The sequence below is a fragment of the Serratia sp. JSRIV006 genome (assembly GCF_019968685.1).
In the GTDB taxonomy this organism is placed as follows: domain Bacteria; phylum Pseudomonadota; class Gammaproteobacteria; order Enterobacterales; family Enterobacteriaceae; genus Chania; species Chania fonticola_B.
In genome coordinates, this window is sequence record NZ_CP074137.1 from 5,427,652 (window position 1) to 5,453,927 (window position 26,276).

The following is a 26,276-nucleotide window of genomic DNA, read 5'->3' on the forward strand; positions in this document are numbered from 1 at the left end:
TTTCGGTAAATTACCGATTAAAAACAATAGGAAAATGCGTTCGCATGATGCAGAAGGATATTCTGAATAAACACGATAGTTGTAATTGTAAAGTTATTACCAACCAGATTATTCCTGTACGCCATTTATTGTCTCGAAAACGGCCAAGAGCAAGGTCTTGCTGGCCGAAAGGTAAGCGTTCACCCTGCGATGAGGCGATAGCCGCTACGGGGATCAGGAGCTGCCGGTATGTCTAGGGTGTCTGAGGAAGCTGTAAACAGGCCCGAAGCCTGAACGTGGCCTCAGATTTTGAGGCCACGTTCACGCAATTACGGTTTCTTGCAGGGAGCAGGGGCGTATTTAGCATCCGCAGGGAACGCCTGCGGTTGGCAATCAGGCAGGCCCGGCAGGGCCATTTCATAAACCGCCACACCAATCACGCCGACATTCTCTTTTTCCCCCGCCAGTGAACTCGCAGCGTAGGAGTCATCCGGTTTTGCAAAACGGAATGCGGCAACGGACGAATCACTTTTACGGAAGCCCTCAATCACCAGGGTTCCTTTTGGGGAGACCAGATAGCCGGAATTACGCAGTGAACCACTGCGGCCAGAAATCACGTCCAGACCGTCAACAGCGGTTACCACCTCATAGGTTTTGCTGGGGCTGGTGTTATAGAAGAACAGCTGGTAGCGCTCGCCGTCATTGGCAGAGAATGAAAACTCGCCATTTTTATAGCGATTGAGCGCGAAATCCCGATTGTTTTCGGTCTGCACCCGCATTCTGACGGAAGACAACACGATCTCATTGGTGTACTGCCCATTATTGGAAGCGGCCGCGCTGTACAACACTTTGGCGACACTGTCTGGAGAGGAATGCAAACGCTTCGCGTCAACAGTGGTCACTTTGGAGTAAACGTCCTCACCCCATGCCGTTCCCAGTTTATGTTCTTGGGCGACTGGAGCCGGTGCAGCGGCAGGATCAGCCGCCACGCGTGAAGAGGAAATCTTTTGGCTACAGCCGGAAACCAGCACCAGAGAAGCCAGTAATGCCAAACCGCATTTGATTTTCATCAGCAGAACTTTCCTTGTTATTATTTGAATAAGAGTGCGCTTGCCTCAACGCACAAGCCGAGCCCATTATTCTGAGTTATTTCTGATGTTTCTATCTCCAAAGCTCCTAAAGTGGGCGATCCAAAACTGATAATGATCAATTAATAGAGAAAATTGGCTTCCACTTTGCCAATGCAGACACCCTGCGATCCCATCAATGTAGGATCATAACCTTGAAAAAGGATTTAAGAATTGCCGGTGCCACAGCAGCCTACAATCAACCTCTGAAACCTCAGCCTCATCGCATACCTGCTGCCAATGATTCTCAATGACTGAACACTGCTGATCAAAGATGTTTTCTGCTTCCGACGCGGTCAAAAGAAAAGCATGGGCCGCCTCAATGCAACAACTTCGCTTACTGAGCCGGGTATTGCCAACAATGAGCATCGCCTGTGATGCTTCGTTTCCTGCGCGGCCTTGTGGGCAAATGTCGTAAGCGGGGGTGAGTGTCAGGGTGCTACCATCCCAGAACGCCGCATGATTTCTGGCATGATCGTCCGTATTCCCGCATAAAATATTAAAGCACAATCGAGAAAACAGCTCTTTCAGCGTTTCCTTAGGCTGTTGAAAACGCGTACGAATGATTTCTGCCAGTGTTTCATAACTCGCATATCTCGCCATCATGTCATCCAGCTCAAACAGAGTCAGCGCAGATACCATCAAGCGACGTGTCCATCCCCGCTTTGTTCTCTCCCTGTCGAATCGCTTGATGAGCAGCACATCTTTTTTGGCCGCTTTGAGCAGACTAACCGGCGCTACGTTCAAACCAACCAACGCAGCTAGCCGCATGGCAATATATTCAGCCTTAACCACACTATAGAGATCTGAACTGGCCGAAAATTTTGCTATGTACTTTTCACCCTCCGTTTCGATCAGCGCTTTTGGACGCGCCCCACCAATAGAACTCCCATGAAAGAGGGCTTGATCAAGCTCAGGAGTCAGAGGTATCCCTTTTTCAACTCGCTCAACAGAATGCATTAACTCTTCAACGGTGACATTAATCGCTGAGCGGGGTTCATAAATTGAGGGGGAGCGTTGATAGTCCAGAGCCCCGATCCTGTCCGAGCCTGATTCAAGTAAATAGGTTAATTCATCCAAAGCGGCTGTATCAGTATCAGCACCTTTTCTTCCGAGTTTGCGATTAAGAATAACCCGCCGTCCCCACGCGTCAGGAGAGCTATCTCTGAGACAGCCTGGCATACTCAACCCTGGCAGCAGAGGGATAAACCCTTTTTTCAAAGGAAGTTCAGGTTCATAGATGGAAATAGCACGAGGCTCATCACGAATGCGCTCCAGATAACTTTTACCATAGTTGAATAGCAGACTTTCCCCCTCCCGGGTGACTAATCCTGCGACAACGGGTTGAGTTTCATTCGGTAACCAGATCCAGACATAAGCTTCGTTATATTCCCTATTAGAAATCATCATTCACCTCCTTGGATATTTTCCTGGCGCGCCGTGGCAGAAGGCTAAGCTTTTCTTCAGTTCGGGTACGGTGACCGATAATCGTGCTCACCTCGGCGTCTTCGTCAAATAAGCTGACTCCGACAATTTTGGCCACCTCGAAGACAACGCCAATCCCGCAGCGAGGATCCGCTTTCTCAATGCGCTGCAGTAGGCCTCTAGAAATGCCCGCGCGTTCAGCTACCTCACTGGTCGTCAGCTTTCGCTCGAGCCTTGCCGCACGAATAGACACAGCAAGCAGCCCCAGAGCTTCCTCTGTGTAACGCGAATAGGCTCTTACAATAGACTTTGGCATTCTTATGCCCCACATGATTCATATAAGGTTCATTAAAGGTGATAATGGGCTATATGTAAACCATATGAGGATTAAATGGTCACCCTATCAACTGTATGCAGTGAGTCATATATGAACCAAAAAGTCTCTTAATGAATCATATGTAGCTCATTAATGTGAGCTTATCGCAAATCACTTTTAAGATCTTTGTATAGCAAACAAAGCCTGTGCACAGGCCCAAGCAGAACTCCAGGCCCACTGGAAGTTATAACCCCCCAGCCAGCCCGTGACGTCCACCACCTCACCGATAAAGTACAGGCCAGGTACCTTACTCGCCTCCATGGTTTTGGAAGAAAGCTCATTGGTATCCACTCCACCCAAAGTTACCTCTGCTGTACGGTAACCCTCAGTGCCATTGGGTTGTACACGCCAGTTTTGCAAACTATCAACCAACGCCGCCTGCTGCGTTGGATTGAGTTGCTTGAGCGTCGCTTCCGGCAGTTGCCCCAATTCTTGCAGCAATTCCACCAGGCGCTTTGGCAAGTGCAAAGCCAGGGTGTTTTTCAGGCTCTGGTTAGGATGTGCCTGGCGCTGTTCGTTAAGGAAGCCCACCAGGTCTAGCGTTGGAAGTAAGTTAATGCTCACAAACTCACCAGGCTGCCAGTAACTGGAGATCTGCAAGATAGCCGGACCAGAAAGCCCCCGATGCGTAAACAAGATGCTTTCACGAAAGCTGGTGCCATCTTCCGCTGTGACCACTGCGGGAACCGAAACGCCAGACAGCGCCTGGGATTGCTCCAACAGCGGCTTATGCAGCGTAAAGGGCACCAAACCGGCCCGGGTCGGCAACACTTTCAGGCCAAACTGTTCCGCCAGCTTATAACCAAAGGGGGTGGCCCCCAAACCCGGCATGGAAAGCCCACCGCTCGCCACCACAAGTGAGTGAGCACTCACACTCTCGCCATTAAGTGCCAATTCAAAGCCTTGGTCGGTTTTTTCTACGCTCAGGACCTCGCTGCGCAGGCGCGTTACCACCTGACCCAGTTCGCACTCTTGCACCAACAGATCGACGACCTGCTGTGCAGAATCATCACAGAACAGCTGCCCCAAGGTTTTTTCGTGGTAGGCGATGCCGTAGCGGTTAATCAGATCGATAAAATCCCATTGGGTATAGCGTGCCAATGCCGATTTGCAGAAATGGGGGTTATGCGAGAGGTAGGCCGCCGGTTCAACGGACATGTTGGTGAAGTTACAGCGCCCACCGCCAGACATCAGGATCTTGCGGCCCGGTTTTTTGCCGTTGTCGAGTAATAGCACCCGGCAACCCAGTTGCCCTGCCTGCGCAGCACAAAACATCCCTGCGGCACCCGCGCCAATGACGACAACATCAAACTGTTCCACCCAAACCTCTCTTTGCAATAACCACAACAATCGCGGCAACAAGAGCGTATTTTACGCCTTTTACGTGCCTGTATACCGCTAAATCCGCGGTGGGGGATTGTAAAGGCATCGGCAGGACAACGCCAACGTAAGAAAATGTAACGGACATAAACGGCAGTAACATGCTGAAATTGCATCGATTCAACAGTGTTCAAACCCCTTGTACATCAGAGAAATCAAAAAAACGTCATATTTTCCTTTTCCCCGACACCCGTTGTCGCCGATAATGCGCGGCGTTCATGTCCACAAACCTGGCGTAACGCTTATGCTGCATTTGTTCACTGGCCTGGATTTCCATACCGGCCTGATGTTAATTCTCGCATTGTTGTTCGTGCTGTTCTATGAGGCCATTAACGGCTTCCATGATACGGCCAATGCGGTCGCTACTGTAATTTACACCCGTGCTATGCGCTCGCAACTTGCGGTCGTTATGGCTGGCCTGTTCAACTTTCTTGGCGTGATGCTCGGCGGTTTGAGTGTTGCCTACGCCATTGTGCACCTGCTACCAACCGATCTGTTGTTGAACGTCAGTTCAGCACATGGGTTAGCCATGGTCTTCTCCATGTTGTTGGCGGCAATTATCTGGAACCTCGGTACCTGGTATCTTGGGTTACCGGCCTCCAGTTCCCACACCTTGATTGGCGCCATTATCGGTGTCGGCTTGACCAATGCGTTGGTGACCAACACCTCCGTGGTCGACGCGCTGAACGTGCCAAAAATGATCAGCATCTTCCTGTCGTTAATCTTCTCCCCGTTGATCGGGATGATCATTGCCGGGCTGATGGTGTTCATGCTGCGCCGCTATTGGAGCAATACCAAAAAACGTCAGCGTATTCATATGACACCGGCGGAACGTGAAAAGGTCGATGGCAAACGTAAGCCACCGTTCTGGACACGTATCGCTCTGATCCTGTCGGCTATCGGCGTGAGCTTCTCACACGGTGCCAATGACGGTCAGAAAGGTATCGGCCTGATTATGCTGGTGCTGATCGGTGTTGCCCCTGCCGGCTTCGTCCTCAACATGAGCGCGACCGGTTATGACATCACCCGTACCCGCGATGCCGTGAGCCACCTGCAGCAATTCTACCAAAAGCATGGCGATTCTCTGGCACATGTGGCCACACAGACGCCGTTGGTTCCTGCGCCTCAGAATGCGGCTCCAACGTCTGATCAACCGGTTGAGTTCCACTGCGACAGCTCACGTGCCCTGATCGCCGTTGAGCGCTCTCTGGACCTGCTGAACAATCTGCAAAACTACGATCAACTGACGGTAGAGCAGCGCAGCCATCTGCGCCGCCTGCTGATGTGCGTGACCGAGACTGCAGACAAGGTGGCCAAGCTGCCAGAAACCTCAGTGGATGATCAACGCTTCCTGAAGAACCTGCGTTCAGACCTGTTGGAAACCGTTGAATATGCACCAACCTGGATTATCGTCGCGGTAGCCCTGGCGCTGTCCCTCGGTACCATGGTGGGCTGGCGACGCGTTGCTACCACTATCGGTGAGAAAATCGGTAAGAAAGGCATGACCTACGCTCAGGGGGTGTCGGCACAGATGACGGCCGCCCTGTCGATTGGCGTGGCCAGCTATACCGGTATGCCGGTTTCCACTACCCAAGTACTGTCTTCGGCGGTTGCCGGAACGATGCTGGTAGATGGCGGTGGCGTGCAGAGCAAAACCATCAAGAGCATCTTGTTGGCCTGGGTTTTGACCCTGCCAGTCTCGATTTTGCTTTCCGGTGGCCTGTATTGGCTGGCGCTGAAAGTGATTTGACGATTGCTCGATACAACAATGGCGGCCAAAGTGGCCGCCATTTTTTTGCCTTGCTATCGCCAGCTAATATCAGATGGCCAACGCCACCAGGCTGATCACCACTAGCCCACACAGCGATGAAGTCAGCACAAACTGGCTGCGAACACGCTGACAGCGGCGGATGAATTCCGGGTCGTGGTGCTCCATATAGCGTTGCGTAAAGATATAGCGCACCAGCCGTATCTGCTTGCTCGGCTGGCCGTGCGAAGTAAAGAACCCTCCGCCATCGACGTATTGGTAAAGTAACGGGTCGCAGCCGCGTAAAACAAATAGCAGCGCACGCAGAGAAGAAAAATACCGGGCCATGTTAATCACACAGACCACACACAATGCCCAAAACAGCGCGACGGTACTAATCATGATAGCCCCCTCAAGGCGTTGTTATCCCGGACACCCGCCGGGCCAACGGCCCTACTTCATACCTTATGCTGCCGGAGCCTTGGCTCCCATCCCCCTAGCATCTTACGGACCCGTTGCTACCCACAACCTCTGACCGCTTGATGAACAGGCCTTACAGCGATCAGAGGAAATAAGTGGGGTCCACATTCACTAGTGTAGAATAATGAAACGCAAACAGATCCCGGTGCCGCATAAAATTTACAGTCAGGGCCAAATTCTTCATCTACCCACTCTCCGCTCGGATAACCGTCATAAGCTATACTTTGAGCAACAATGCTTATAATTCAATCGTTCAAACGGCGAATAGCCGTATAAGCCATAGGATTTTTTGCCCCGTCGGTGTAAAACGGGTGGGGTAAACGTATAAACAAGGGTGATTGATGCGGTGCAGTGTGATCGCCCCAACATATCATTGTGTTATCTGGATGGTACTATGCAGGTAAGGCGAAAGCGCCAAGCTGGAACACTGAATGCCTGCCCCCTTTAATCGGCATTATATGGAAGGAGTATTCTCATGGCTTACAAACACATACTGATTGCGGTTGACCTATCACCGGAAAGTAAAATCCTGGTCGAGAAAGCGGTATCAATGGCGCGGCCGTACAATGCCAAAGTCTCTCTGATCCACGTTGATGTAAACTATTCCGATCTGTATACCGGCCTGATCGACGTCAACCTTGGCGATATGCAAAAGCGTATTTCCGAAGAAACCCACCATGCGTTAACCGAGCTGTCGCAAAATGCGGGCTATCCCATCACCGAAACCCTGAGCGGCAGCGGCGATCTGGCGCAGGTGCTGGTTGATGCGATTAAGAAATACGATATGGACCTGGTATTGTGTGGACACCACCAGGATTTCTGGAGCAAGTTGATGTCCTCTGCGCGCCAGTTAATCAATACGGTACATATTGATATGCTGATTGTGCCGCTGCGCGACGAAGAAAAGTAAGTATTCGCTAACCTGTTTGGCCAACGCCCGCCCTGCGCGGGCGTTTTTCATGGTTTCCTGCTATTTATTGCTTGTTAATCAGCCACCCCACAGTGATATAGTCGAGGTAGACACAACATCCTCCCCAACTGTGAGACACATCATAAAAACAGGGGAACCAATATGCTAAACAGGAGCTATCCATGGAACAGGCTGTATCGCTAGAATCCTTTCTAAAATCCTTACAACGTCATAACTCGCATCAACCGGAATATCTGCAGGCAGTGCGTGAAGTCTTTACCTCTCTGTGGCCATTCATCGAGCGTAACCCTCATTATCGTGACCATGCCCTGTTAGAGCGCCTGGTAGAGCCTGAGCGTATCATTCAGTTTCGCGTCAGTTGGGTCGACGATCAGGGCAAAGTACGGGTAAACCGCGCCTACCGTATCCAGTTCAACTCCGCCATTGGGCCGTATAAAGGGGGGATGCGTTTCCACCCTTCGGTTAACACCTCCATTCTGAAGTTCCTGGGTTTCGAGCAGACCTTCAAGAATGCCCTGACCACGCTACCTATGGGCGGCGGCAAAGGTGGTTCAGACTTTGATCCCAAAGGCAAAAGCCAGGGCGAAATCATGCGCTTCTGCCAATCGCTGATGACCGAACTTTATCGTCACCTAGGCCCAGATACCGACGTGCCAGCCGGGGATATTGGCGTAGGTGGCCGCGAAGTAGGCTTTATGGCCGGCATGATGAAAAAGCTGTCCAACAACACCAGCTGCGTATTCACCGGTAAAGGCCTGTCGTTCGGCGGCAGCCTGATCCGCCCGGAAGCGACCGGTTACGGCCTGGTGTACTTCACCGATTCAATGCTGCAGCGCCATGGCCTGGGCTTTGAAGGGATGCGTGTCGCGGTTTCCGGCTCCGGTAACGTGGCGCAATACACCATTGAGAAAGCGTTGGAGCTGGACGCGCGGGTGATCACCGTTTCCGATTCCGGCGGTACCGTGGTGGATGAAGCTGGCTTCACCACTGAAAAACTGGCGCATCTGGCCGAAATCAAGAACCAGCGCTATGGCCGAGTTGCCGATTACGCCCGCGAGCGTGGCCTGACCTATCTGGCCGGTGAAAGCCCGTGGAACGTGCCGGTGGATATCGCCCTGCCTTGTGCCACCCAGAACGAGCTGGATCTGGAAGCCGCACAGGTGCTGATCCGCAACGGGGTCAAAGCCGTGGCAGAAGGCGCTAATATGCCAACCACCATCCAGGCCACCGATGCCTTCCTGGAAGCGGGCGTGCTGTTCGCACCGGGCAAAGCCGCCAACGCCGGTGGTGTTGCCACTTCCGGGTTGGAGATGGCGCAAAACGCCGCGCGCCTTAACTGGCGGGCAGAGAAGGTCGATATCCGTTTACGTCACATCATGGCGGATATCCATCAGTCCTGCGTCGAATACGGCGGCGAAGGCAAGCAAACGCATTACGTTCACGGCGCCAACATTGCCGGGTTCGTTAAGATTGCCGATGCGATGCTGGCTCAGGGCGTGCTCTAACCTTATCCTGAATGAAAAATGCCGGCAGATTCGCCGGCATTTTTTTATCTGGTTAACTGAGTATTACCTCAATTAATGGCTTCGATAATCACCAACCGATCGTTGAGCCGCTGTTTGATGACCGGATCGGTCGCTGCTTGCGCCTGTTGTTGCAGTGCCGCAACCTGCTGCTTCATCTTTTGCGGATCGCTAAACAGTAATTCTTTGACGTTGATGGAGGCTACGTTGGTATAGCGCCCATCATCGGTGGTTGGTACGCTGATCTTGCCGTCATTGAGCAACTTGTCCACAATCTTGCGCTCACGTTCATACCCTTCCAGCCCCACCAGCTTCCAGCGGTGCATCGCTTTGCCCTGGTATTCACCCTTCTTCACCTCGGTCAGATAGCGAATGGTGAGATTACGGATAGTCCCCGCTTCCTCACCAAATTCCGCCTTGGTATCTGACAGCACCGGGAACTGCATACCTTCCAGTACGCCGCCTTTTTGTGTCAGGTGGCCCATGCGATAACTGTTCATCCCCAACTGGATCGGCGTGTTGTCGGTCACCGGGGTACCGTCGTTCAACTTCAACTCGGTGATGCGCTGCCCAACGGGTTTACGCAGATCGATGGTATAGGTCACACCATCAAAGAAGTCATTGGTTGAGTATTTGGACGATCGGCGCTGTGGATTAAAGCTGTAGGTGACATCGCCATCATGCTGCTGGTTGAAGTAGTCCGCTGACCACTCCATGTACTTTTTCAGCTCTTTACCGGTCAACTGGTAGACGGTGATTTCACCACCGGCATATTGATAGTTGAAGGCGATATCCTTGGCGGTGATGGTGCCCACGTTCAGCTTCGGCCTGTCGTTATCAATCTGCAACGCGATCACCTGCGCCTTAGGTGCGTAGTGACGAGCAGCCTCCTGATACAGGGCGCTGATGCCGGTATCCTGAATATGTACCTGTGGAATACCTTTTACCGCATCCGGCGGCACCAGATCCTGACCGGTCAGTTGCGCAATCGGCCGGTTGGCATTGGCACGCAGGATGGTATGGAACGGTTGGTAGATCTCTTCGAGCTTTTTATCGGAGCTGATGCCTTTGATCGGATAGGTGTAGCTGTCTTTATTGATCAGTACGTATTTGCCATTTTGCTGCTCAAATTGCAGATCGATACGCGACAGCGCACGGCCGTATTTGTCCGGCTCGGTGACGATCACGCCGTTGATCACCTCTTTATCCACCTTGACGTGCATATGCCCGGCCACGATCGCCGCCAGCTCCGGGTTGGCTCGAGCGATATCGCCCACGCCAGTGCCCGGCCGCTGGTTCTCATTATCGATCCCCATGTGGGCCACCAGCACGATGGCATCCACCTGGCCGTGGATCTGCTGGATCACCTTTTTCACCGCCTGCACCGGATCGGTAAACGTCAGGCCGTCGATGCGATCGGTGCCCTTGGCAAACTCAGCGGTCATCGGCGTATCCATGCCGATAATGCCAATCTTCACCCCCTGGCGCTCAACGATCTTATAGGCAGGCAGATAAGGCTTGCCGCTGTCCCAGACGATATTGCCCGCCAGCGCGGTGCCTTTGAACTGGCTGAGTGGGGTTGCCAGCGCCTTCAGGCCAAAATCGAACTCGTGGTTGCCCATCACCCACACGTCATAGTCCAGCGCGTTAAAGCCGAGGATCATCGGGCTGGTCTTGTCGTTCTTGAAGGTTTCTACAAAATTGCCCTGAATGGTGTCCCCGGCGTCGACCAGGATCACGTTCGGCTGCTGGGCACGAACTTTATGCACCTGAGTGGCTATCTGGCTGAGGCTGCCCGCCAGGTTCTCGGTGTCGGTAGAGTAATCCCAAGGCACAAAGGTGCCATGCAGATCGGAGGTGCCCAGAATGGTGATATTTACCGGTTCAGCGGCCATGGCAGAGGTACTCAAGCAAAGCAGCAGGGAAAGCAGCGTCTTTTTCATCATGTTGTTTCATTATAGTTGATTGTAATTAAACAGGATTATGCGACGCACATCTCAGCGTTACCAGTGACATTGCAGAATGAACATGGGAAATGTGAGGAGGCTCAATGAATGCCCCCTCACGTTTATCCTACAGCGGCATATAAATATCGAAACGGTGATTTTTGGTGGTCGTGGCAGCATGAGCGGGAACATCGGCCAGCGGAGGGGCATAGTCCGGTCGTTTCACCACGACCCTTTTGGTCGCCAGCCTGCGGGCAGGCTCCAGCAAGCCGTCGGCATCATCATCACTGCCCACCAGCGACTGAAATACCCGCATCTCTTTTTTCACCAACGCACTCTTCTGCTTATGCGGATACATTGGGTCGAGGTACACAACTTCCGGGCGTGGATCGAGATCGCTCAGCGCCGTCAGGCTGGAGGCATGAAGCAACGTCATGCGTTCACGCAGCCAAGGACCGATCTCCGCGTCCTGATAGCCCCGTTGCAAACCATCTTCCAGCAACGCAGCGACGACCGGATCACGCTCCAACATGCGAACCTGGCAACCCAGCGATGCCAACACAAACGCATCACGCCCTAACCCGGCAGTGGCATCCACCACGTTAGGCACATAGCTGCCTTTGATGCCTACCGCTTTGGCCACCGCTTCACCACGGCCACCGCCGAAACGCCGCCGATGGGCCATCGGGCCAGAGATAAAATCGACGTAGATAGCGCCAAGCTTTGGCTCATCGCGCTTGCGCAGCTCCAACCGTTCTGGCGTCAGCACCAGCGCCATCGTCGCATTTTCGTCGCTGGTTAGCTGCCAACGATCGGCCAAAATAGACAAGGCGCCGGGATCGGCGCCTGCTTCACACAATAAAAACACGCTCACTTGGCGGGTTACCCTTTAATACCGTAATGGCGCAGCATAGCATCCAGCTTCGGTTCACGGCCACGGAAGCGTTTGAACAATTCCATCGGCTCTTCGGAACCCCCGCGTGACAGGATGTTATCGAGGAAGGATTGACCGGTTTCAGCGTTGAAAATCCCTTCATCTTCAAAACGCGAGTAGGCGTCTGCCGACAACACTTCCGCCCACAGGTAGCTGTAGTAACCCGCCGCATAGCCACCGGCAAAGATATGGCTGAATGCGTGTGGGAAACGGCCCCAGCCCGGCGAAGGGATCACCGCCACCATTTTCTTCACCTCGGCCAGGGTTGGCAGGATCTGCGCCCCTTTTTCCGGGCTGTATTCGGCGTGCATACGGAAATCGAACAGGCCAAACTCCAGCTGACGCAGGATAAACAGCGCCGCCTGATAGTTTTTCGCTTCCAGCATTTTGTCCAGCAGGGCTTTCGGCAGTGGTTCGCCGGTCTGGAAGTGACCAGAGATAAACGCCAATGCCTCCGGCTCCCAGCACCAGTTTTCCATAAACTGGCTTGGCAGCTCCACCGCGTCCCAAGGCACACCGTTGATGCCAGAAACCCCGGCGGTATCGATCTGCGTCAGCATATGGTGCAGACCGTGGCCAAACTCATGGAACAGCGTGGTGACTTCGTTATGGGTAAACAGCGCCGGCTGGTCACCCAGCGGGCGGTTAAAGTTACAGGTGAGATAGGCAACCGGCTTTTGCAATTCGCCATTGGCTTTGCGCAGGCTACCGACGCAATCATCCATCCATGCACCACCGCGCTTGTTCTCGCGGGCATACAAGTCCAGATAGAAGCTGCCGCGCAGTTCACCTTTGGCATCGAACAGATCGAAGAAACGCACCTCTGGATGCCAGGTATCAACACCCTGACGCTCTTTGGCGGTGATACCGTAAATACGGTTAACCACTTCAAACAGCCCTTCCAGCACGCGCTGTTCCGGGAAGTAGGGGCGCAGTTGCTCATCACTGATGGAGAACAGATGTTGCTTCTGCTTTTCTCCGTAATAACTGATATCCCAAGCCTCTAACTCATCCACACCATAGTGCTGTTTGGCAAAGGCTCGTAGCTGTGCCAGTTCTTGCTCTGCCTGTGGGCGAGCGCGCTTGGCCAGATCGCTCAGAAAACCGAGCACTTGCTCCGGGCTTTCTGCCATCTTGGTCGCCAATGATTTGTCCGCATAGCTGGCAAAACCCAGCAGCTGTGCCAGTTCGTGGCGCAGAGCCAGCGTTTCCGCCATCACTTCGCTGTTATCCCACTTACCAGCATTCGGCCCCTGATCGGAGGCACGGGTGGTGAAGGCGCGATACATCTCTTCACGCAGCGCCTGATTATCGGCATAGGTCATCACCGGCAAATAGCTCGGCATGTCCAGCGTCAGCAACCAGCCTTCCTGCTCTTTGGCCTGTGCCATCGCCTGGGCTTGGGCCAGTGCGCTTTCCGGCAGGCCGCTCAGCTCATTCACATCAGTAATCAACTTGCTCCAGCCCATGGTGGCATCGAGCACATTGTTGCTGTAGGTCGAACCCAGTTCAGACAGACGCGCCACGATCTCGCCGTAACGCTTTTGTTTTTCCTTTGGCAGGCCAATGCCCGATAGCTCAAAATCACGCAGCGCGTTTTCTACCGACTTGCGCTGTGGCGCGGTCAGTTTGGCAAAGCCTTCGCCGTCTTTCAGATTACGATAGGCCTGGTACAGCCCTTCATGCTGGCCCACCCAAGTACCGTATTCGGAAAGCAGCGGCAGCGCCTGCTCGTAAGCTTCGCGCAGTTCCGGGCTGTTTTTCACCGAGTTTAGGTGACCAACAGGTGACCAGATGCGTGACAGGCGATCGTCAGATTCGGCCAGCGGCTGACACAGATTTTCCCAGGTAAACGGCCCTGGTTGTGCCACGACACGCTCAACCGCAGCACGGCAGTCGGCCAGTGCGGATGTCACCGCAGGGACGATATCTTCAGGGCGAATGGCAGAAAACGGCGGTAAGGCAAACGGTGTCAGCAACGCATTGGTCATAGAGGCAGTCCTGATTAGGGTGGTGGACCCGATGCGCACATCAGGCCAGACAAAGATAAGCTTCTTTCTAACATGGTGCCAACCAGCGGGAAAATCAATGGTCATGCGTGTGATTGAACCTGTTTCTTCACTCACGCGGATCGTTTAGTGAGGAAGATAGGCCACAATTGCATTAAGTAGATTAAGTAGGAAAGCGACAAGAATACCTCCCCGCTAAGTACCTATAAAATGCTCTCATTTGCGTTAATACACGTTTCAAACACGCTCACATACATACAGCATACTTTATGAGTCATTTTTATTTATTGATGAATATTATTATTCCTAGCTAAAAAATCAGCCTGTGCGCTAAAAACCATGTTAATTGAAGTTGTTTTGATACAAAATGGTTCGGTCTATTTTTAACCAACCCCAGCCACGAATTACATGACAAGGAGTTCATCATGGCAAATAATATCTACGCAACGATTAATGGAAAACAACAAGGGTTGATATCGGCAGGGTGTTCTACAGCGGATTCGATCGGTAACAAGCACCAATTAGGCCACGAAAACCAGATACTGGTTCTTAAACTCGCGCATAACATCAGCCGGGGCGAGAATGTGATGCATAACCCAGTGATTTTTGTTAAACCGCAGGATAAATCATCTCCTTTGTTTTTGCTGGCTATTTCTAATAACGAGTTTGCTTAACCTTAAATTTGATTTTTACCGCACATCACAAAATGGTGCCCAAGAGTTGTACTACACGATCGAACTCAGAGAGGCAACCATCGTAGATTTCAACATAAACTATCCCCACAGCTTAACGCATTCCAGTGCACAACCCGAAGAAATTATTTCCGTACGTTATAAAGATATTATTTGCCAACACCATATCGCTGGCACCTCAGGTTATAGCGTATGGGACGACAGAGTTTATTAACGACTAGCAGGGTCTCTCTTACCAAGAGGCCCTAACGGCTATAAACAGCGCTGGGTCTTTTAAGCACTTGGGTTCCTCTTTTTTTACATTCACTGGCATCTTTGATATAGAGCGCCTCCGAATATAAACTTTTTTTCCAACAAGTGCCATAACCTTTTTGATATAGGGAGCTAGTAAAATAAAAATTAAAAACAGTCACAAGCACAAACAATAAAACCGTTAAATATATACACAACATGCTAAATTTCTTTATTTTCGTTAAATCTTTCCTTCTTGTAACCAAGATATAACCTGACATCACCATCATCATTACGAATCCAAAGAAACCTGCCACCATATAATTCGCCATTCGATAAAATGACACAACATCTGGGTATGATAAGTAAGGTAATAGTTCGTTTTTTAAAATATATGGTGTAAATAAAACCCCAAGCAACCCAAAAACAAAGGTAAAGAGAAAGCTAAGTATCTCAGTAAAGGTTATTTCTAAATCAATTTTATTTTTCATACTTCACTATCATCATATCAACCGGTGATTCTATTTTTGGTAAGCTGGTCTTGGCTTTCTAAGTACCTCTGATCCTCTTTTTTTACATTCCTCGGCATCTTTAATATAGAGCGTCTCCGAATACAAGCTTCTTTTCCAACAGGTGCCATAGCCATGCTGATCCAACACTGTGGTAAAATGCCAATTAAAAATAAAGGCGACAACAAGCAAAAAAGCGGTAAGGCGTAAAGAGTATATAAGTATAGGCTTGAATTTAGCTAGATAATTTTTGCCGGTAATAGACAAATGGAAAAACATAAGGAAATATACGGCACTTGCAGGAATAATTGCTAAAATGAAAGTTTCCAACCTGTTAAATGAAACAACATCAGGATAGGTAAAGCTGATGATATAGTTGCTAATAATACTTGGTGCAAAAATGCAACCTAAAGAAAAAATCCCGGCGACAAGCAAAGAACTTAAACGCTCTTTTACTGTAACTGTCTCGCCCACGTTGGTTATTGATTTATTTTTCATGGTTTATTGTATAAAATTTGGCTATTTGTTCCTAACACACTTGAAACCCTTGGTGTCTGCGCTTCCATTTCCTTTATTTTTTCTATAATTTTATTAGTGATTCCATACTCCCGGTCTAAATACTCTAGACCCATCGTAATAAAAAACGCTACAATGGCGACACCAATAATAGCACCACCTAAGGAAACAGCCGCCCCTATTAACAACGCGGACGATGTTGCTCTCATGATAACAGTAACGACAACCGCTTTGACAATATCACTAGTTACATTTCCTAAAAAACTAGCCGCAGTGCTTTCATCCTTTAGTATAAACTCCAGGCTACGGTAGGCCAAAGAGACATATATACTCCATTTCATGCCCTGTATAGCAGTATGATTAAGCCCTTTTACCCCGACCCCAGTTTGTACAACCTGCATATTATTTAACGAATAACGCGTTCCATTTAAGATCCGTCTAATACCTGGGTAGCCGGTGATCTTGATTAACTTCTCGCCGTTTCTTCCGACATAAATGATGGCGGCAATCCCAAAGCCCCCCAACTTCCTGACCAGGTCCGCCGCAGAGTAGAAATCCTTTGCGTTGCCGCTATAGGTTGCAGCATATCCCAGATAGTCCAACCCTTCATCACGTGTGATATTTAGAAAACCCTCATCATGCTGCCGATCGCCTCTGCCAAACTCTCCAAAGCACTCCAGAACATCATAGGCTTCTTCTTTGGTAAGCAGCATGATGTGGCGCTGTTCGGCATTCATACAAGCCTGGAATTTTTCTTCCGCAATTCGTCGGACATAGGCGCCATGATCGGGTGGTGTGGGGAAGAGAGTGGAATTATTTCCCGTGAGATAGTTGGGGTATATTCTATCTTTCATCGCGGCCTCCGGTTGCCTTATAAGAAAGTATTTCCATTTACTCATCCACTAATATAATTGAAATTCGGCATTGTATAAAGAACAATCAAGGCAAATTCCTCATAGCTATCACCTATTCTTGACTATACCGGCGTAGATCCCTGCAGGCTGCAACGCTTTTCGCTTTTTACCAGCAAGGCGGTTTATACTTGGTAGCTTAAATTCGTTGATCTACGAGTTTGCAGTAAACACGCAGAACTCTTTTGCATTTAATGAGTTGATTTTATTGAAAATAACTCGAAAATCAGGAAACACAAAACGCCATGTTAAGTTACCGCCACAGTTTTCACGCCGGCAACCACGCCGACGTGCTCAAGCACACCGTTCAGAGCCTGATCATTGAGGCGCTGAAAGAAAAAGATAAGCCGCTGCTGTATCTGGATACCCACTCCGGTGCCGGGCGCTATCAGCTGAGCGGTGAGCATGCCGAGCGCACCGGGGAATACCTGGAAGGCATCGGCCTACTGTGGCAACGTGACGATCTGCCAGAAGAGCTGGCGGCCTACATGAGCGTGGTGCACAACTTCAACCGTTCCGGCACCCTGCGTTACTACCCAGGCTCACCGCTGATCGCCCGCCAGTTGCTGCGCCCGCAGGATAAAATCCATCTGACAGAGCTGCACCCAAGTGATTTCCCGCTGTTGCGTAACGAATTCCAGAAAGACGAGCGCGCCAAAGTGCAGCGTGCCGATGGCTACCAGCAGCTAAAATCGCAGTTGCCACCTCCGTCACGCCGTGGCCTGATCCTGATGGACCCACCGTATGAGATGAAAACCGATTATCAAGACGTGGTGAAAGGTATTCAGGAAGGCTACAAACGTTTTGCTACCGGCACCTATGCCCTGTGGTATCCGGTGGTGATGCGCCAGCAGATCAAACGCATGCTCAAAGAGCTGGAAGCGACCGGCATCCGCCGTATCCTGCAAATTGAGCTGGCGGTGAAACCCGACAGCGATCAACGCGGGATGACGGCTTCAGGCATGATCGTGATTAACCCACCTTGGAAGCTGGAACAGCAGATGAACAACGTGCTGCCGTGGCTACACAAGGTACTGGTGCCGTCCGGTATCGGTCACCACCTGGTGAACTGGGTCGTACCAGAATAAGTTCGATGATGGTCGCCTGCCTGGGCGGCCATCCACTTTTCCCTTCTCCATCCCCCCTGCTTCAGCCTCATTTTCCCCCGATCTTTTGCCGATCCTCATCACAACCGCAAAATAACTGTTTGCTTATTTTACCTTTCGATCAGATGATGAATATCGAAAGATACCGTAATAAAAGAAAACAGGAGGCAGGCGGTGTATATCATTTCGACCAACCATATGCTGAAGAAGGCACAACAACAGGGCTATGCCGTACCTGCCTTCAACATTCATAACCTGGAAACCATGCAGGTGGTGACAGAAACCGCCGCACACATGCGCTCGCCAGTGATCCTGGCCGGTACACCGGGCACCTATCTCTATGCGGGAACGGCTAACGTGGTCGCCATTGTCAAACAGCTGGCCGCCGAATACCGCATCCCGCTGGCGGTACATCTGGATCACCATGAAACCCTGCAAGATATTGAAACTAAAGTGCATGCTGGGATCCGCTCGGCCATGATTGATGGCTCACACCTGCCCTTTGCGGAAAATGTCGCCCTGGTGCGGCAGGTGACCGAGTTTTGCCATCGTTATGATGTCAGCGTTGAGGCAGAGCTGGGGCGGCTTGGTGGCGTTGAAGATGGCATCAGCGTCGATGCCAAGGATGCCCGCTATACCTCGCCGCAACAGGCCGAGGAGTTTGTGCGTTCCACCGGTATCGATTCACTGGCGGTGGCGATTGGTACGGCACATGGGCTTTACCAGGGCAAGCCAGAGCTGGATTTCATCCGCCTTGGACAGATCCGCGACAGGGTCAGCGTGCCATTGGTGCTGCATGGTGCGTCGGGTTTGCCGGACGCCGATATTCAGCAGGCGATTCGGCTGGGTGTCTGCAAGGTGAACGTGGCGACGGAGCTTAAAATCGCCTTTTCCGATGCGCTGAAACAGCATCTGGCGGAGCATCCGCAGGCCAACGATCCGCGCCACTATATGCAGCCCGCCAAGCTGGCGATGCAGCAGGTGGTGCAAAAGGTGATTCAGGTTTGTGGCTGCGAAGGCAGGCTGTGAAATACACCAGCATGGTAACGGCCCCTCGCCCTAACCCTCTCCCACAGGGAGAGGGGACAGCACGTGCTACAAATTAAGCCTTGCATACTACCTCACCAACTCCCACAAAGAAGGGCAATTGAGGCGATCCAACAATGCACTCCATTCCCAACCACAACGCCGGACCACTCCCTCTCCCTATGGGAGAGGGTTGGAGTGAGGGCATCCTCTCGTCACAATAACGGCTTTCACTTTATTGCGTATGCCGACGCCTCTCTTTATCAATCCTCTATAATTAACTGATTTTAAATAACTAAACCTATCCTACTCGTTAACTTATTTCCTCACACTGAAAGCACTAGCACGGAAAAATAGCGGTAAAGTTTTCGATCTTGATCACGAATAATAGAAAAGTGCATTGCTAACCTTTCGAAACATTACGATTATATTCGTAAGAAAACGGAGGGTAGAATGAAAAATATCATCGCACGACATAAAGCAGGGGAGCCGATCGGGATCTGCTCTGTCTGTTCGGCACACCCATTAGTCATTGAGGCCGCATTACGCCTGGATCTGCACAGCGATCGCCAGGTGCTGATCGAGGCCACATCCAACCAGGTTAATCAGTTTGGCGGTTACACCGGCATGAAACCGGCGGATTTCCGGCAGTTTGTCTGCGATATTGCGGCAACCGTCGGCTTTCCGCTCTCCCGGCTGCTGTTAGGGGGCGACCATCTAGGCCCGAACTGTTGGCAAAATGAACCCGCCGCCAGCGCAATGGCGAAAGCGGAAGTGCTGATCGCCGACTACGTTACCGCCGGATTCAGCAAGATCCATCTGGATGCATCCATGTCCTGCGCCGACGATCCGATCCCGTTAGATCCCAATGTGGTGGCAGAACGCGCCGCCCGTTTGTGCCAGGTCGCCGAACGGGTCGCTACCCCAGAGCAAAAACAGCAGCTAACCTATGTGATTGGGACCGAGGTGCCGGTTCCAGGCGGAGAGTCTTCCGCCATTGGCAGCGTACATATCACTCACGCGACGGATGCCGCCGCCACGCTGGAAACTCACTATCAGGCGTTCCGCAAGGCTGGGTTGGCAGCGGCGATCCCGAGGATCATCGCCGTGGTAGTGCAGCCAGGGGTGGAGTTCGACCACTCACAAGTGATCGCCTACCAACCACAGCTTGCCCGTGAGCTCTCCCAATTTATTACCACCACGCCGTTGGTTTATGAGGCGCACTCTACCGATTATCAAACGCGTGAAGCCTATCAGCAACTGGTGCGCGATCACTTCGCCATTCTCAAGGTTGGCCCGGCTCTTACGTTTGCCCTACGCGAAGCGGTGTTTGCCTTGGCCAATATCGAACAGGCCCTGATTGCCCCGGAAAAACGCAGCCAGATCCTGGCGGTGATTGACGCCGTAATGCTCGACGAACCGGATTACTGGAAAAAGTATTATCACCCGACGTTCAGCCGCTCGCTGATCGATCTGCATTTCAGCCTGTCGGATCGTATCCGCTACTACTGGCCTCATCCGCGTATTGCCCAAAGTATGACGACGCTGCTCAATAACCTCGACCAGCAAGAGATCCCCGCGGGCCTGCTTAGCCAATACTTCCCGCTGCAATATCAGCGCGTGATGGAGCGCAAACTGGCGAAGCAACCCCACGCACTGATGATCGACAAGATTCAGGATGTGCTGCGCGCTTATCGCTTCGGCTGTGCCCCCGCAGAGCGGGCTAAAAACGCCGAGGAGATGGTCCATGCATAACAGCCAACTGTTCGTTCGCACTGGCATCAGCTTTGCCGACGCGCAGCAGGCGCTGGAGCACATTGGCGTCACCATGCTCAACGCCGGGGTCGTTCACAACAGCTACCCGCAGGCGTTGCTGGTGCGTGAGAGCGCTTATCCCACCGGCATAGCCCTTGAGCAGCACGCGGTCGCCATCCCCCACTGTGAAGCGGAGCATGCACGTGCTCCGGCTATTTATCTGATCCGCCCTGACCATGCCGTTCCCTTCGCTCAGGCGGATGATGACGGCACGATCGACGTTGCGCTGATTATCGCGCTGATCGTCACCGACCCGGCTGCGCAGTTGGTTTTACTGCGCACGCTGTTTGGCCAGTTGCAGCACCCCGAGTTTATCACTGCGCTACTGACCGCCCCCGAGGACCAATTGGGCGAAATTTTTGCCCAGCGGGTTTTCACTCCGCCCTCCCGACCACAACAAAAAACAGAATATGAAGGAGCCACACTGTGAAACGTAAAATTATCGTTGCCTGCGGCGGTGCCGTTGCCACCTCGACCATGGCCGCAGAAGAGATCAAAGAGCTGTGCGCGGAGCACAACATCGAGTTGGATTTGGTGCAGTGCCGCGTGACCGAGATTGAAACCTATATGGACGATGCCGATTTGATCTGCACCACCGCCCGTGTCGACCGGCAGTTTGGCGATATACCGTTGGTCCACGGCATGCCGTTTATTTCCGGCGTCGGCATCGATGCGCTGAAACAAAAAATACTGACCATTCTGACGGAGTAGCCCATGTTTACCGACATCATGCGTTACATCCTCGATCTCGGCCCTACGGTGATGCTGCCCATCGTGATCATCATCTTCTCGCTGATTTTAGGGATGAAGTTAGGGGATTCATTTAAATCCGGCATTCATATCGGCATTGGCTTTGTCGGTATCGGGCTGGTTATCGGCCTGATGCTGGACTCGATCGGCCCCGCAGCAAAATCGATGGCCGAACAGTTCCAGATCAACCTGCACGTGGTGGATATCGGCTGGCCAGGCTCATCACCAATGACCTGGGCCTCACAGATTGCCCTGATCGCCATCCCGGTTGCGATTGCGGTCAACATCGTGATGCTGCTGATGCGTATGACCCGCGTGGTTAACGTGGATATCTGGAACATCTGGCATATGACCTTTACCGGTGCCATGGTGCATCTGGCCACCGGCTCATACTGGCTGGGTATGCTGGGCGTGGTGGTGCATGCCGCCTTCGTCTACAAGCTGGGGGATTGGTTCGCCAAAGACACCCGCGACTTCTTCGGGCTGGAAGGGATTGCCATTCCGCACGGCACCTCCGCCTATATGGGGCCGATCGCCGTACTGGTGGACACCATTATCGAGAAGATCCCCGGCCTGAACCGTATTCACTTCAGCGCGGACGACGTACAGAAACGCTTTGGCCCGTTCGGCGAGCCGGTGACCGTCGGCTTTGTGATGGGGCTGATTATCGGTGCGCTGGCCGGTTATGACCTGAAGGGCATTCTGCAACTGGCGGTGAAAACCGCTGCCGTGATGCTGCTGATGCCACGGGTGATCAAACCGATCATGGATGGCCTGACGCCGATCGCCAAGCACGCTCGTAAACGCCTGCAAGCACGCTTTGGTGGCCAGGAGTTCCTTATCGGCCTCGATCCGGCGCTGCTGCTGGGCCATACCGCCGTGGTCTCCGCCAGCCTGATCTTTATCCCGCTGACCATTCTGATCGCCGTGATCGTCCCAGGTAACCAGGTGCTGCCGTTCGGCGATCTGGCAACCATCGGCTTCTTTGTGGCCCTCGCCGTCGCGGTACATCAGGGCAACCTGTTCCGCACGCTGATCTCGGGCTTTATCATCATGAGCATCACGCTGTGGATCGCGACCCAAACCATCGGGCTACATACCCAACTGGCGGCCAATGCCGGTGCCCTGAAAGCGGGCGGAGTGGTGGCCTCCATGGACCAAGGCGGCTCACCGATCACCTACCTGCTGATCCAACTGCTCACCTGGCAAAACGTGGTGGGTCTGGTGGTTATCGGCGTCATTTACGCCATTGGGGTGTTCCTCACCTGGCGCCGTGCCCGTCAATTTGCCCAGGCTGAAGCCACCGCCAAGCAACAGGCCGCCCAAAGCCTCAACGCTATGTCCTGATCCTTCGGGGGAGCTTATCTCCCCCCTCTCTATTTCTACGGAGTTCAAGTTATGCAATCAGTCGTGATCCACACGGAGGGAGAAGTGCGCGTTGAAGAACGCCCCGCCCCTGCTATTGAGGCCGCCGATGAGGTGTTGGTTCGGGTGGCTTATTCCGGGCTATGCGGTTCGGATATCCCCCGCATATTCGCCAAGGGAGCGCATTTCTACCCGATTACCCTGGGGCATGAGTTCAGTGGCCGGGTCGTGGCCTGTGGCGATCGGGTTACCGATCTGCAACAGCATGATGCCGTGGCCTGCGTTCCTTTGTTGCCATGCTTTAACTGCCCGGAGTGCCAGCGCCATTACTATTCGCTGTGCAAGCATTACCAGTTCGTCGGTTCACGCAGCCATGGCGGCAACGCCGAGTTTATCGTAGTCAAACGCGCCAATCTGGTGAAATTGCCTGCCAACGTCAGCTTGTTGCAGGGGGCGTTTATTGAGCCCATCACCGTCGGCCTGCATGCCATTCAGTTGGCTGGGGGCTGCCAAGGCAAAGAGGTGATCATCATTGGTGCCGGCACCATCGGCCAACTGGCGATCCAATGTGCCCGCGCGATGGGCGCACGCAGCGTCACGGCGATCGATATCAATGACGACCGGCTCAAGCTGGCACGCCAGATCGGCGCAGAAAACGCGTTTAACAGCGCAGAACTCAGTCCCGCCCAGATAGCCGAACGCTTGCAGGAAAGGCGTTTTGATCAGTTGATCCTGGAAACCGCCGGCACGCCACAAACGGTTGGCCTGGCGCTGGATATCGCCGGGCCACGGGCACAAATCGCGCTGGTGGGGACTCTCCATAAGGACCTGCACCTGTCTTACAGCACCTTTAGCCAGATCCTGCGCAAGGAGCTAACGCTGCTGGGCAGTTGGATGAACTATTCGGCCCCGTGGCCAGGGGAAGAGTGGCAGCAGGCCATGAAGCTGTTCCAATCGGCAGATTTGGCTCTGGAGCCGTTGATTGCCAGCATCGATCGCCCGCAGCAATACGCCGCCAGCGTTGCGGCCCTGGCCGGTATGCCGATGCAGGGAAAAATCATGCTTAAGCTCGGCGAAGAGTGATATTTAGCCAATGGCTGCCCTGGTGCAGCCATTATTTTGCCTCAAATCCCATCTCCTTGATCTTTATGCTCCCCTTTCATATCCCTTTCGCATAAAATAAAAGCAAAACATTTCGATAGGTCAGGATGATGAACTCTTTTGAAAGACGAAACAAAATTGTCGACTTGGTTCAGCAGAACGGCAGCATCTTGGTCAGCGATCTTTCGAATTCCTTCGGAATTTCTGAGGTTACCATCCGCGCTGACCTGCGCCTGCTGGAAGAAAAAGGCCTGCTGATCCGCTTCCACGGCGGTGCCGCCAGGCCGGGCAGCCAGTTGGAGCAGGAAGCCGAGGTACCGAAAACCACCGGTGAAGTCATCCTGGAGGAACGCTACCAGCTGGCTAAAGACCCGAAAAAGCGCATTGCGTTAAAAGCGGCGGCCATGGTCAATCCCGGCGATACGGTGATCCTCGACAGCGGCAGCACCACCATGCTGATCGCCGAAGAGCTGGTGAAGATGGGCAATATCACGGTGATCACCAATAACCTGCCCGCCGCCTTTGCGCTTTCCGACAATAAAGACATCACGCTGGTGCTGTGTGGTGGCACGCTGCGCCATAAGACGCGCTCCATGCACGGCTCCATCGCGGAGCTCTCCTTACAGGGCATTGCCGGTGACGTGATGTTCGTCGGGGCCGACGGGTTGGACGCCACCAACGGCATTACCACCTTTAATGAAGGCTACTCTATCAGCGGCGTGATGGCTCAGGCAGCCAAGCGCGTAGTCGCGGTGGTCGACTCTACCAAGTTCGGCCGCAGGGGGTTCAACCTGGTACTGTCGATGAGCCAGATCGACATGATCATTACCGATACCGGCATCAGCAGTGCCGATCGCCAAGCGCTCGATCGGGCAAAACCCGAACTGGTTATCGTGTAAAATCAACCGGGCAGAGGATCAAGCCTCTGCCTATTACAGCCATCGACGCAATCTTTGCGACAACCCCCAGTCAGGCGTTAAACTCTTACCCTTCTCGAATCACACAACTCATGGAAAACCCAGATGACGAAACATTACGATTATCTAGCAATTGGCGGCGGCAGCGGCGGTATCGCATCGATCAACCGGGCAGCCATGTATGGTCAGAAATGCGCACTGATTGAAGCCAAAGAGCTTGGCGGCACCTGCGTTAACGTGGGTTGTGTCCCGAAAAAAGTCATGTGGCATGCGGCACAGATCGCCGAGGCCATTCACCAGTACGGCCCGGATTACGGCTTCGATACCACCGTTAACGCCTTCGACTGGAAACGCCTGATCGCCAACCGCACCGCCTACATCGATCGTATTCATACTTCCTACGACAACGTGCTGGGCAAAAACAAGGTCGACGTGATCAAAGGTTTTGCCCGCTTTATCGACGCGCATACCGTAGAAGTCAACGGCGAGAAAATCACCGCCGACCATATTCTGATCGCGACCGGTGGCCGCCCGAGCCATCCGTCGATCCCAGGTGCCGAATACGGCATCGACTCCGACGGCTTCTTTGAACTGGATGCCATGCCAAAACGCGTGGCAGTAGTGGGTGCTGGCTACATCGCGGTAGAAATTGCCGGTGTGATGAACGCGCTGGGAGCAGAAACGCATCTGTTCGTGCGTAAACACGCCCCGCTGCGTACCTTCGATCCGATGATTGTAGAAACCCTGGTTGAGGTGATGAACACCGAAGGGCCAACCCTGCACACCGAATCCATTCCAAAATCCATCGTCAAGAATGCCGACGGCAGCCTGACGCTGGCGTTGGAAAACGGCAAAGAGTTCACCGTGGACAGCCTGGTCTGGGCCATCGGCCGCGAACCAGCGACCGACAATCTGAACCTGGCGGTCACCGGCGTGAAAACCAATGCCAAAGGTTACATCGAGGTCGACAAATTCCAGAACACCAACGTGAAAGGCATCTACGCGGTAGGTGACAACACCGGTGCGGTTGAGCTGACCCCGGTTGCCGTTGCCGCTGGCCGTCGACTGTCTGAGCGCCTGTTCAACAACAAGCCGGACGAACACCTGGATTACAGCAATATCGCCACCGTGGTGTTCAGCCACCCGCCAATTGGCACCATCGGCCTGACCGAACCGCAGGCGAAAGAGCAGTTTGGTGAGGACAAAGTGAAGGTCTATAAATCGTCCTTTACCGCCATGTACAGCGCTGTGACTCAGCATCGCCAACCATGCCGTATGAAGCTGGTGTGTGTGGGCGAAGAAGAGAAGATTGTTGGTCTGCACGGGATTGGCTTCGGCATGGATGAAATCCTGCAGGGCTTCGCCGTGGCAATCAAGATGGGCGCGACCAAGAAAGACTTTGACAACACCGTGGCGATCCACCCAACCGCTGCGGAAGAATTCGTGACCATGCGGTAAATGGTGCATTCCTTACTGTAAA

The 26,276-nt window shown here is 52.8% G+C and carries 23 protein-coding genes and 1 pseudogene; 13 read left to right on the forward strand and 11 right to left on the reverse strand.

Going from position 1 to position 26,276, the window contains the following annotated elements:
- Window positions 1-308: 308 nt before the first annotated feature.
- From KGP16_RS25115 to KGP16_RS25130, 4 genes are all read right to left on the reverse strand, one after another.
- Window positions 309-1,049, reverse strand: coding sequence for a lipoprotein (locus KGP16_RS25115; RefSeq protein ID WP_021807411.1), 741 nt, complete (start codon window positions 1,047-1,049; stop codon window positions 309-311).
- 204 nt (window positions 1,050-1,253) lie between these two features.
- Window positions 1,254-2,516, reverse strand: a complete 1,263-nt coding sequence (locus KGP16_RS25120; protein WP_321147196.1) for a type II toxin-antitoxin system HipA family toxin — start codon at window positions 2,514-2,516, stop codon at window positions 1,254-1,256.
- Window positions 2,503-2,847 carry a helix-turn-helix transcriptional regulator gene (locus KGP16_RS25125; protein ID WP_059201935.1) on the reverse strand — a complete coding sequence of 115 codons (345 nt, stop codon included), beginning with the start codon at window positions 2,845-2,847 and terminating at the stop codon, window positions 2,503-2,505. The genes KGP16_RS25120 and KGP16_RS25125 overlap by 14 nt, the downstream gene beginning before the upstream one ends.
- A gap of 177 nt (window positions 2,848-3,024) precedes the next feature.
- Window positions 3,025-4,227, reverse strand: a complete 1,203-nt coding sequence (locus KGP16_RS25130; RefSeq protein WP_223500508.1) for an NAD(P)/FAD-dependent oxidoreductase — start codon at window positions 4,225-4,227, stop codon at window positions 3,025-3,027.
- A 304-nt stretch (window positions 4,228-4,531) separates the two neighbouring features.
- Here KGP16_RS25130 and pitA point away from each other — a divergent pair, with 304 nt between their 5' ends.
- Window positions 4,532-6,037: an inorganic phosphate transporter PitA gene (gene pitA / locus KGP16_RS25135; protein WP_179245982.1), complete on the forward strand. Its 1,506-nt coding sequence runs from the start codon at window positions 4,532-4,534 to the stop codon at window positions 6,035-6,037.
- A gap of 69 nt (window positions 6,038-6,106) precedes the next feature.
- Here the strand turns inward: pitA and uspB are convergent, their stop codons facing one another.
- A complete protein-coding gene (uspB, locus tag KGP16_RS25140; protein WP_223500509.1) occupies window positions 6,107-6,436 on the reverse strand; it encodes a universal stress protein UspB in 330 nt (109 codons plus the stop codon).
- 553 nt (window positions 6,437-6,989) lie between these two features.
- Between uspB and uspA the strand changes: the two genes are divergently transcribed.
- Window positions 6,990-7,424: a universal stress protein UspA gene (gene uspA / locus KGP16_RS25145; protein ID WP_021181773.1), complete on the forward strand. Its 435-nt coding sequence runs from the start codon at window positions 6,990-6,992 to the stop codon at window positions 7,422-7,424.
- Window positions 7,425-7,606: 182 nt separating this feature from the next.
- The gene (gdhA, locus tag KGP16_RS25150) at window positions 7,607-8,950 is read left to right on the forward strand and encodes an NADP-specific glutamate dehydrogenase (RefSeq protein WP_021807409.1); all 1,344 of its coding nucleotides are present in this window, start codon (window positions 7,607-7,609) and stop codon (window positions 8,948-8,950) included.
- A 68-nt stretch (window positions 8,951-9,018) separates the two neighbouring features.
- Here the strand turns inward: gdhA and KGP16_RS25155 are convergent, their stop codons facing one another.
- The 3 genes from KGP16_RS25155 to prlC form a co-directional block, all read right to left on the reverse strand.
- The gene (locus KGP16_RS25155) at window positions 9,019-10,911 is read right to left on the reverse strand and encodes a bifunctional UDP-sugar hydrolase/5'-nucleotidase (protein ID WP_223501569.1); all 1,893 of its coding nucleotides are present in this window, start codon (window positions 10,909-10,911) and stop codon (window positions 9,019-9,021) included.
- Window positions 10,912-11,041: 130 nt separating this feature from the next.
- Window positions 11,042-11,788 (reverse strand): 16S rRNA (guanine(1516)-N(2))-methyltransferase RsmJ, encoded by a 747-nt coding sequence (gene rsmJ, locus KGP16_RS25160; protein WP_094982413.1) that lies wholly within the window; start codon window positions 11,786-11,788, stop codon window positions 11,042-11,044.
- Between the two features lie 8 nt (window positions 11,789-11,796).
- Window positions 11,797-13,839 carry an oligopeptidase A gene (prlC, locus tag KGP16_RS25165; RefSeq protein WP_223500511.1) on the reverse strand — a complete coding sequence of 681 codons (2,043 nt, stop codon included), beginning with the start codon at window positions 13,837-13,839 and terminating at the stop codon, window positions 11,797-11,799.
- Window positions 13,840-14,282: 443 nt separating this feature from the next.
- Here prlC and KGP16_RS25170 point away from each other — a divergent pair.
- Window positions 14,283-14,763, forward strand: a pseudogene (locus tag KGP16_RS25170) (Hcp family type VI secretion system effector).
- 31 nt (window positions 14,764-14,794) lie between these two features.
- Here KGP16_RS25170 and KGP16_RS25175 read toward each other — a convergent pair.
- The 3 genes from KGP16_RS25175 to KGP16_RS25185 are packed head-to-tail and all read right to left on the reverse strand — an operon-like array spanning window position 14,795 to window position 16,659.
- Window positions 14,795-15,271: a DUF1240 domain-containing protein gene (locus KGP16_RS25175; RefSeq protein ID WP_094982414.1), complete on the reverse strand. Its 477-nt coding sequence runs from the start codon at window positions 15,269-15,271 to the stop codon at window positions 14,795-14,797.
- 30 nt (window positions 15,272-15,301) lie between these two features.
- Window positions 15,302-15,787, reverse strand: coding sequence for a hypothetical protein (locus KGP16_RS25180; protein ID WP_223500513.1), 486 nt, complete (start codon window positions 15,785-15,787; stop codon window positions 15,302-15,304).
- Window positions 15,784-16,659: a hypothetical protein gene (locus KGP16_RS25185; protein WP_223500514.1), complete on the reverse strand. Its 876-nt coding sequence runs from the start codon at window positions 16,657-16,659 to the stop codon at window positions 15,784-15,786. The genes KGP16_RS25180 and KGP16_RS25185 overlap by 4 nt, the downstream gene beginning before the upstream one ends.
- Window positions 16,660-16,961: 302 nt before the next feature.
- On the opposite strand from KGP16_RS25185, the gene KGP16_RS25190 reads away from it, so the two are divergent.
- The 9 genes from KGP16_RS25190 (at window position 16,962) to gorA (ending at window position 26,254) form a co-directional block, all read left to right on the forward strand.
- Window positions 16,962-17,804, forward strand: a complete 843-nt coding sequence (locus tag KGP16_RS25190) for a 23S rRNA (adenine(2030)-N(6))-methyltransferase RlmJ (RefSeq protein WP_021181782.1) — start codon at window positions 16,962-16,964, stop codon at window positions 17,802-17,804.
- Between the two features lie 192 nt (window positions 17,805-17,996).
- Window positions 17,997-18,851 carry a tagatose bisphosphate family class II aldolase gene (locus KGP16_RS25195; protein ID WP_223500515.1) on the forward strand — a complete coding sequence of 285 codons (855 nt, stop codon included), beginning with the start codon at window positions 17,997-17,999 and terminating at the stop codon, window positions 18,849-18,851.
- Between the two features lie 450 nt (window positions 18,852-19,301).
- Window positions 19,302-20,603, forward strand: coding sequence for a tagatose-bisphosphate aldolase subunit GatZ (gene gatZ / locus KGP16_RS25200; protein ID WP_094982418.1), 1,302 nt, complete (start codon window positions 19,302-19,304; stop codon window positions 20,601-20,603).
- Entirely contained in the window at window positions 20,596-21,093 is a 498-nt protein-coding gene (gene gatA / locus KGP16_RS25205; protein ID WP_021807402.1) for a PTS galactitol transporter subunit IIA, read from the forward strand. The genes gatZ and gatA overlap by 8 nt, the downstream gene beginning before the upstream one ends.
- Window positions 21,090-21,374 (forward strand): PTS galactitol transporter subunit IIB, encoded by a 285-nt coding sequence (gene gatB, locus KGP16_RS25210; protein WP_021181786.1) that lies wholly within the window; start codon window positions 21,090-21,092, stop codon window positions 21,372-21,374. Before gatA ends, gatB begins: the two co-directional genes overlap by 4 nt.
- Window positions 21,375-21,377: 3 nt before the next feature.
- Window positions 21,378-22,760: a galactitol-specific PTS transporter subunit IIC gene (locus KGP16_RS25215; RefSeq protein ID WP_021807401.1), complete on the forward strand. Its 1,383-nt coding sequence runs from the start codon at window positions 21,378-21,380 to the stop codon at window positions 22,758-22,760.
- 51 nt (window positions 22,761-22,811) lie between these two features.
- Complete coding sequence (gatD, locus tag KGP16_RS25220) at window positions 22,812-23,861, forward strand: galactitol-1-phosphate 5-dehydrogenase (protein WP_059199418.1); 1,050 nt, start codon at window positions 22,812-22,814, stop codon at window positions 23,859-23,861.
- Window positions 23,862-23,989: 128 nt separating this feature from the next.
- Window positions 23,990-24,778, forward strand: a complete 789-nt coding sequence (locus tag KGP16_RS25225; RefSeq protein WP_024527643.1) for a DeoR/GlpR family DNA-binding transcription regulator — start codon at window positions 23,990-23,992, stop codon at window positions 24,776-24,778.
- A gap of 123 nt (window positions 24,779-24,901) precedes the next feature.
- On the forward strand, window positions 24,902-26,254 hold the full coding sequence (gene gorA / locus KGP16_RS25230; protein WP_021181790.1) for a glutathione-disulfide reductase: 1,353 nt from the start codon (window positions 24,902-24,904) through the stop codon (window positions 26,252-26,254).
- The last annotated feature ends 22 nt before the right edge of the window (window positions 26,255-26,276 follow it).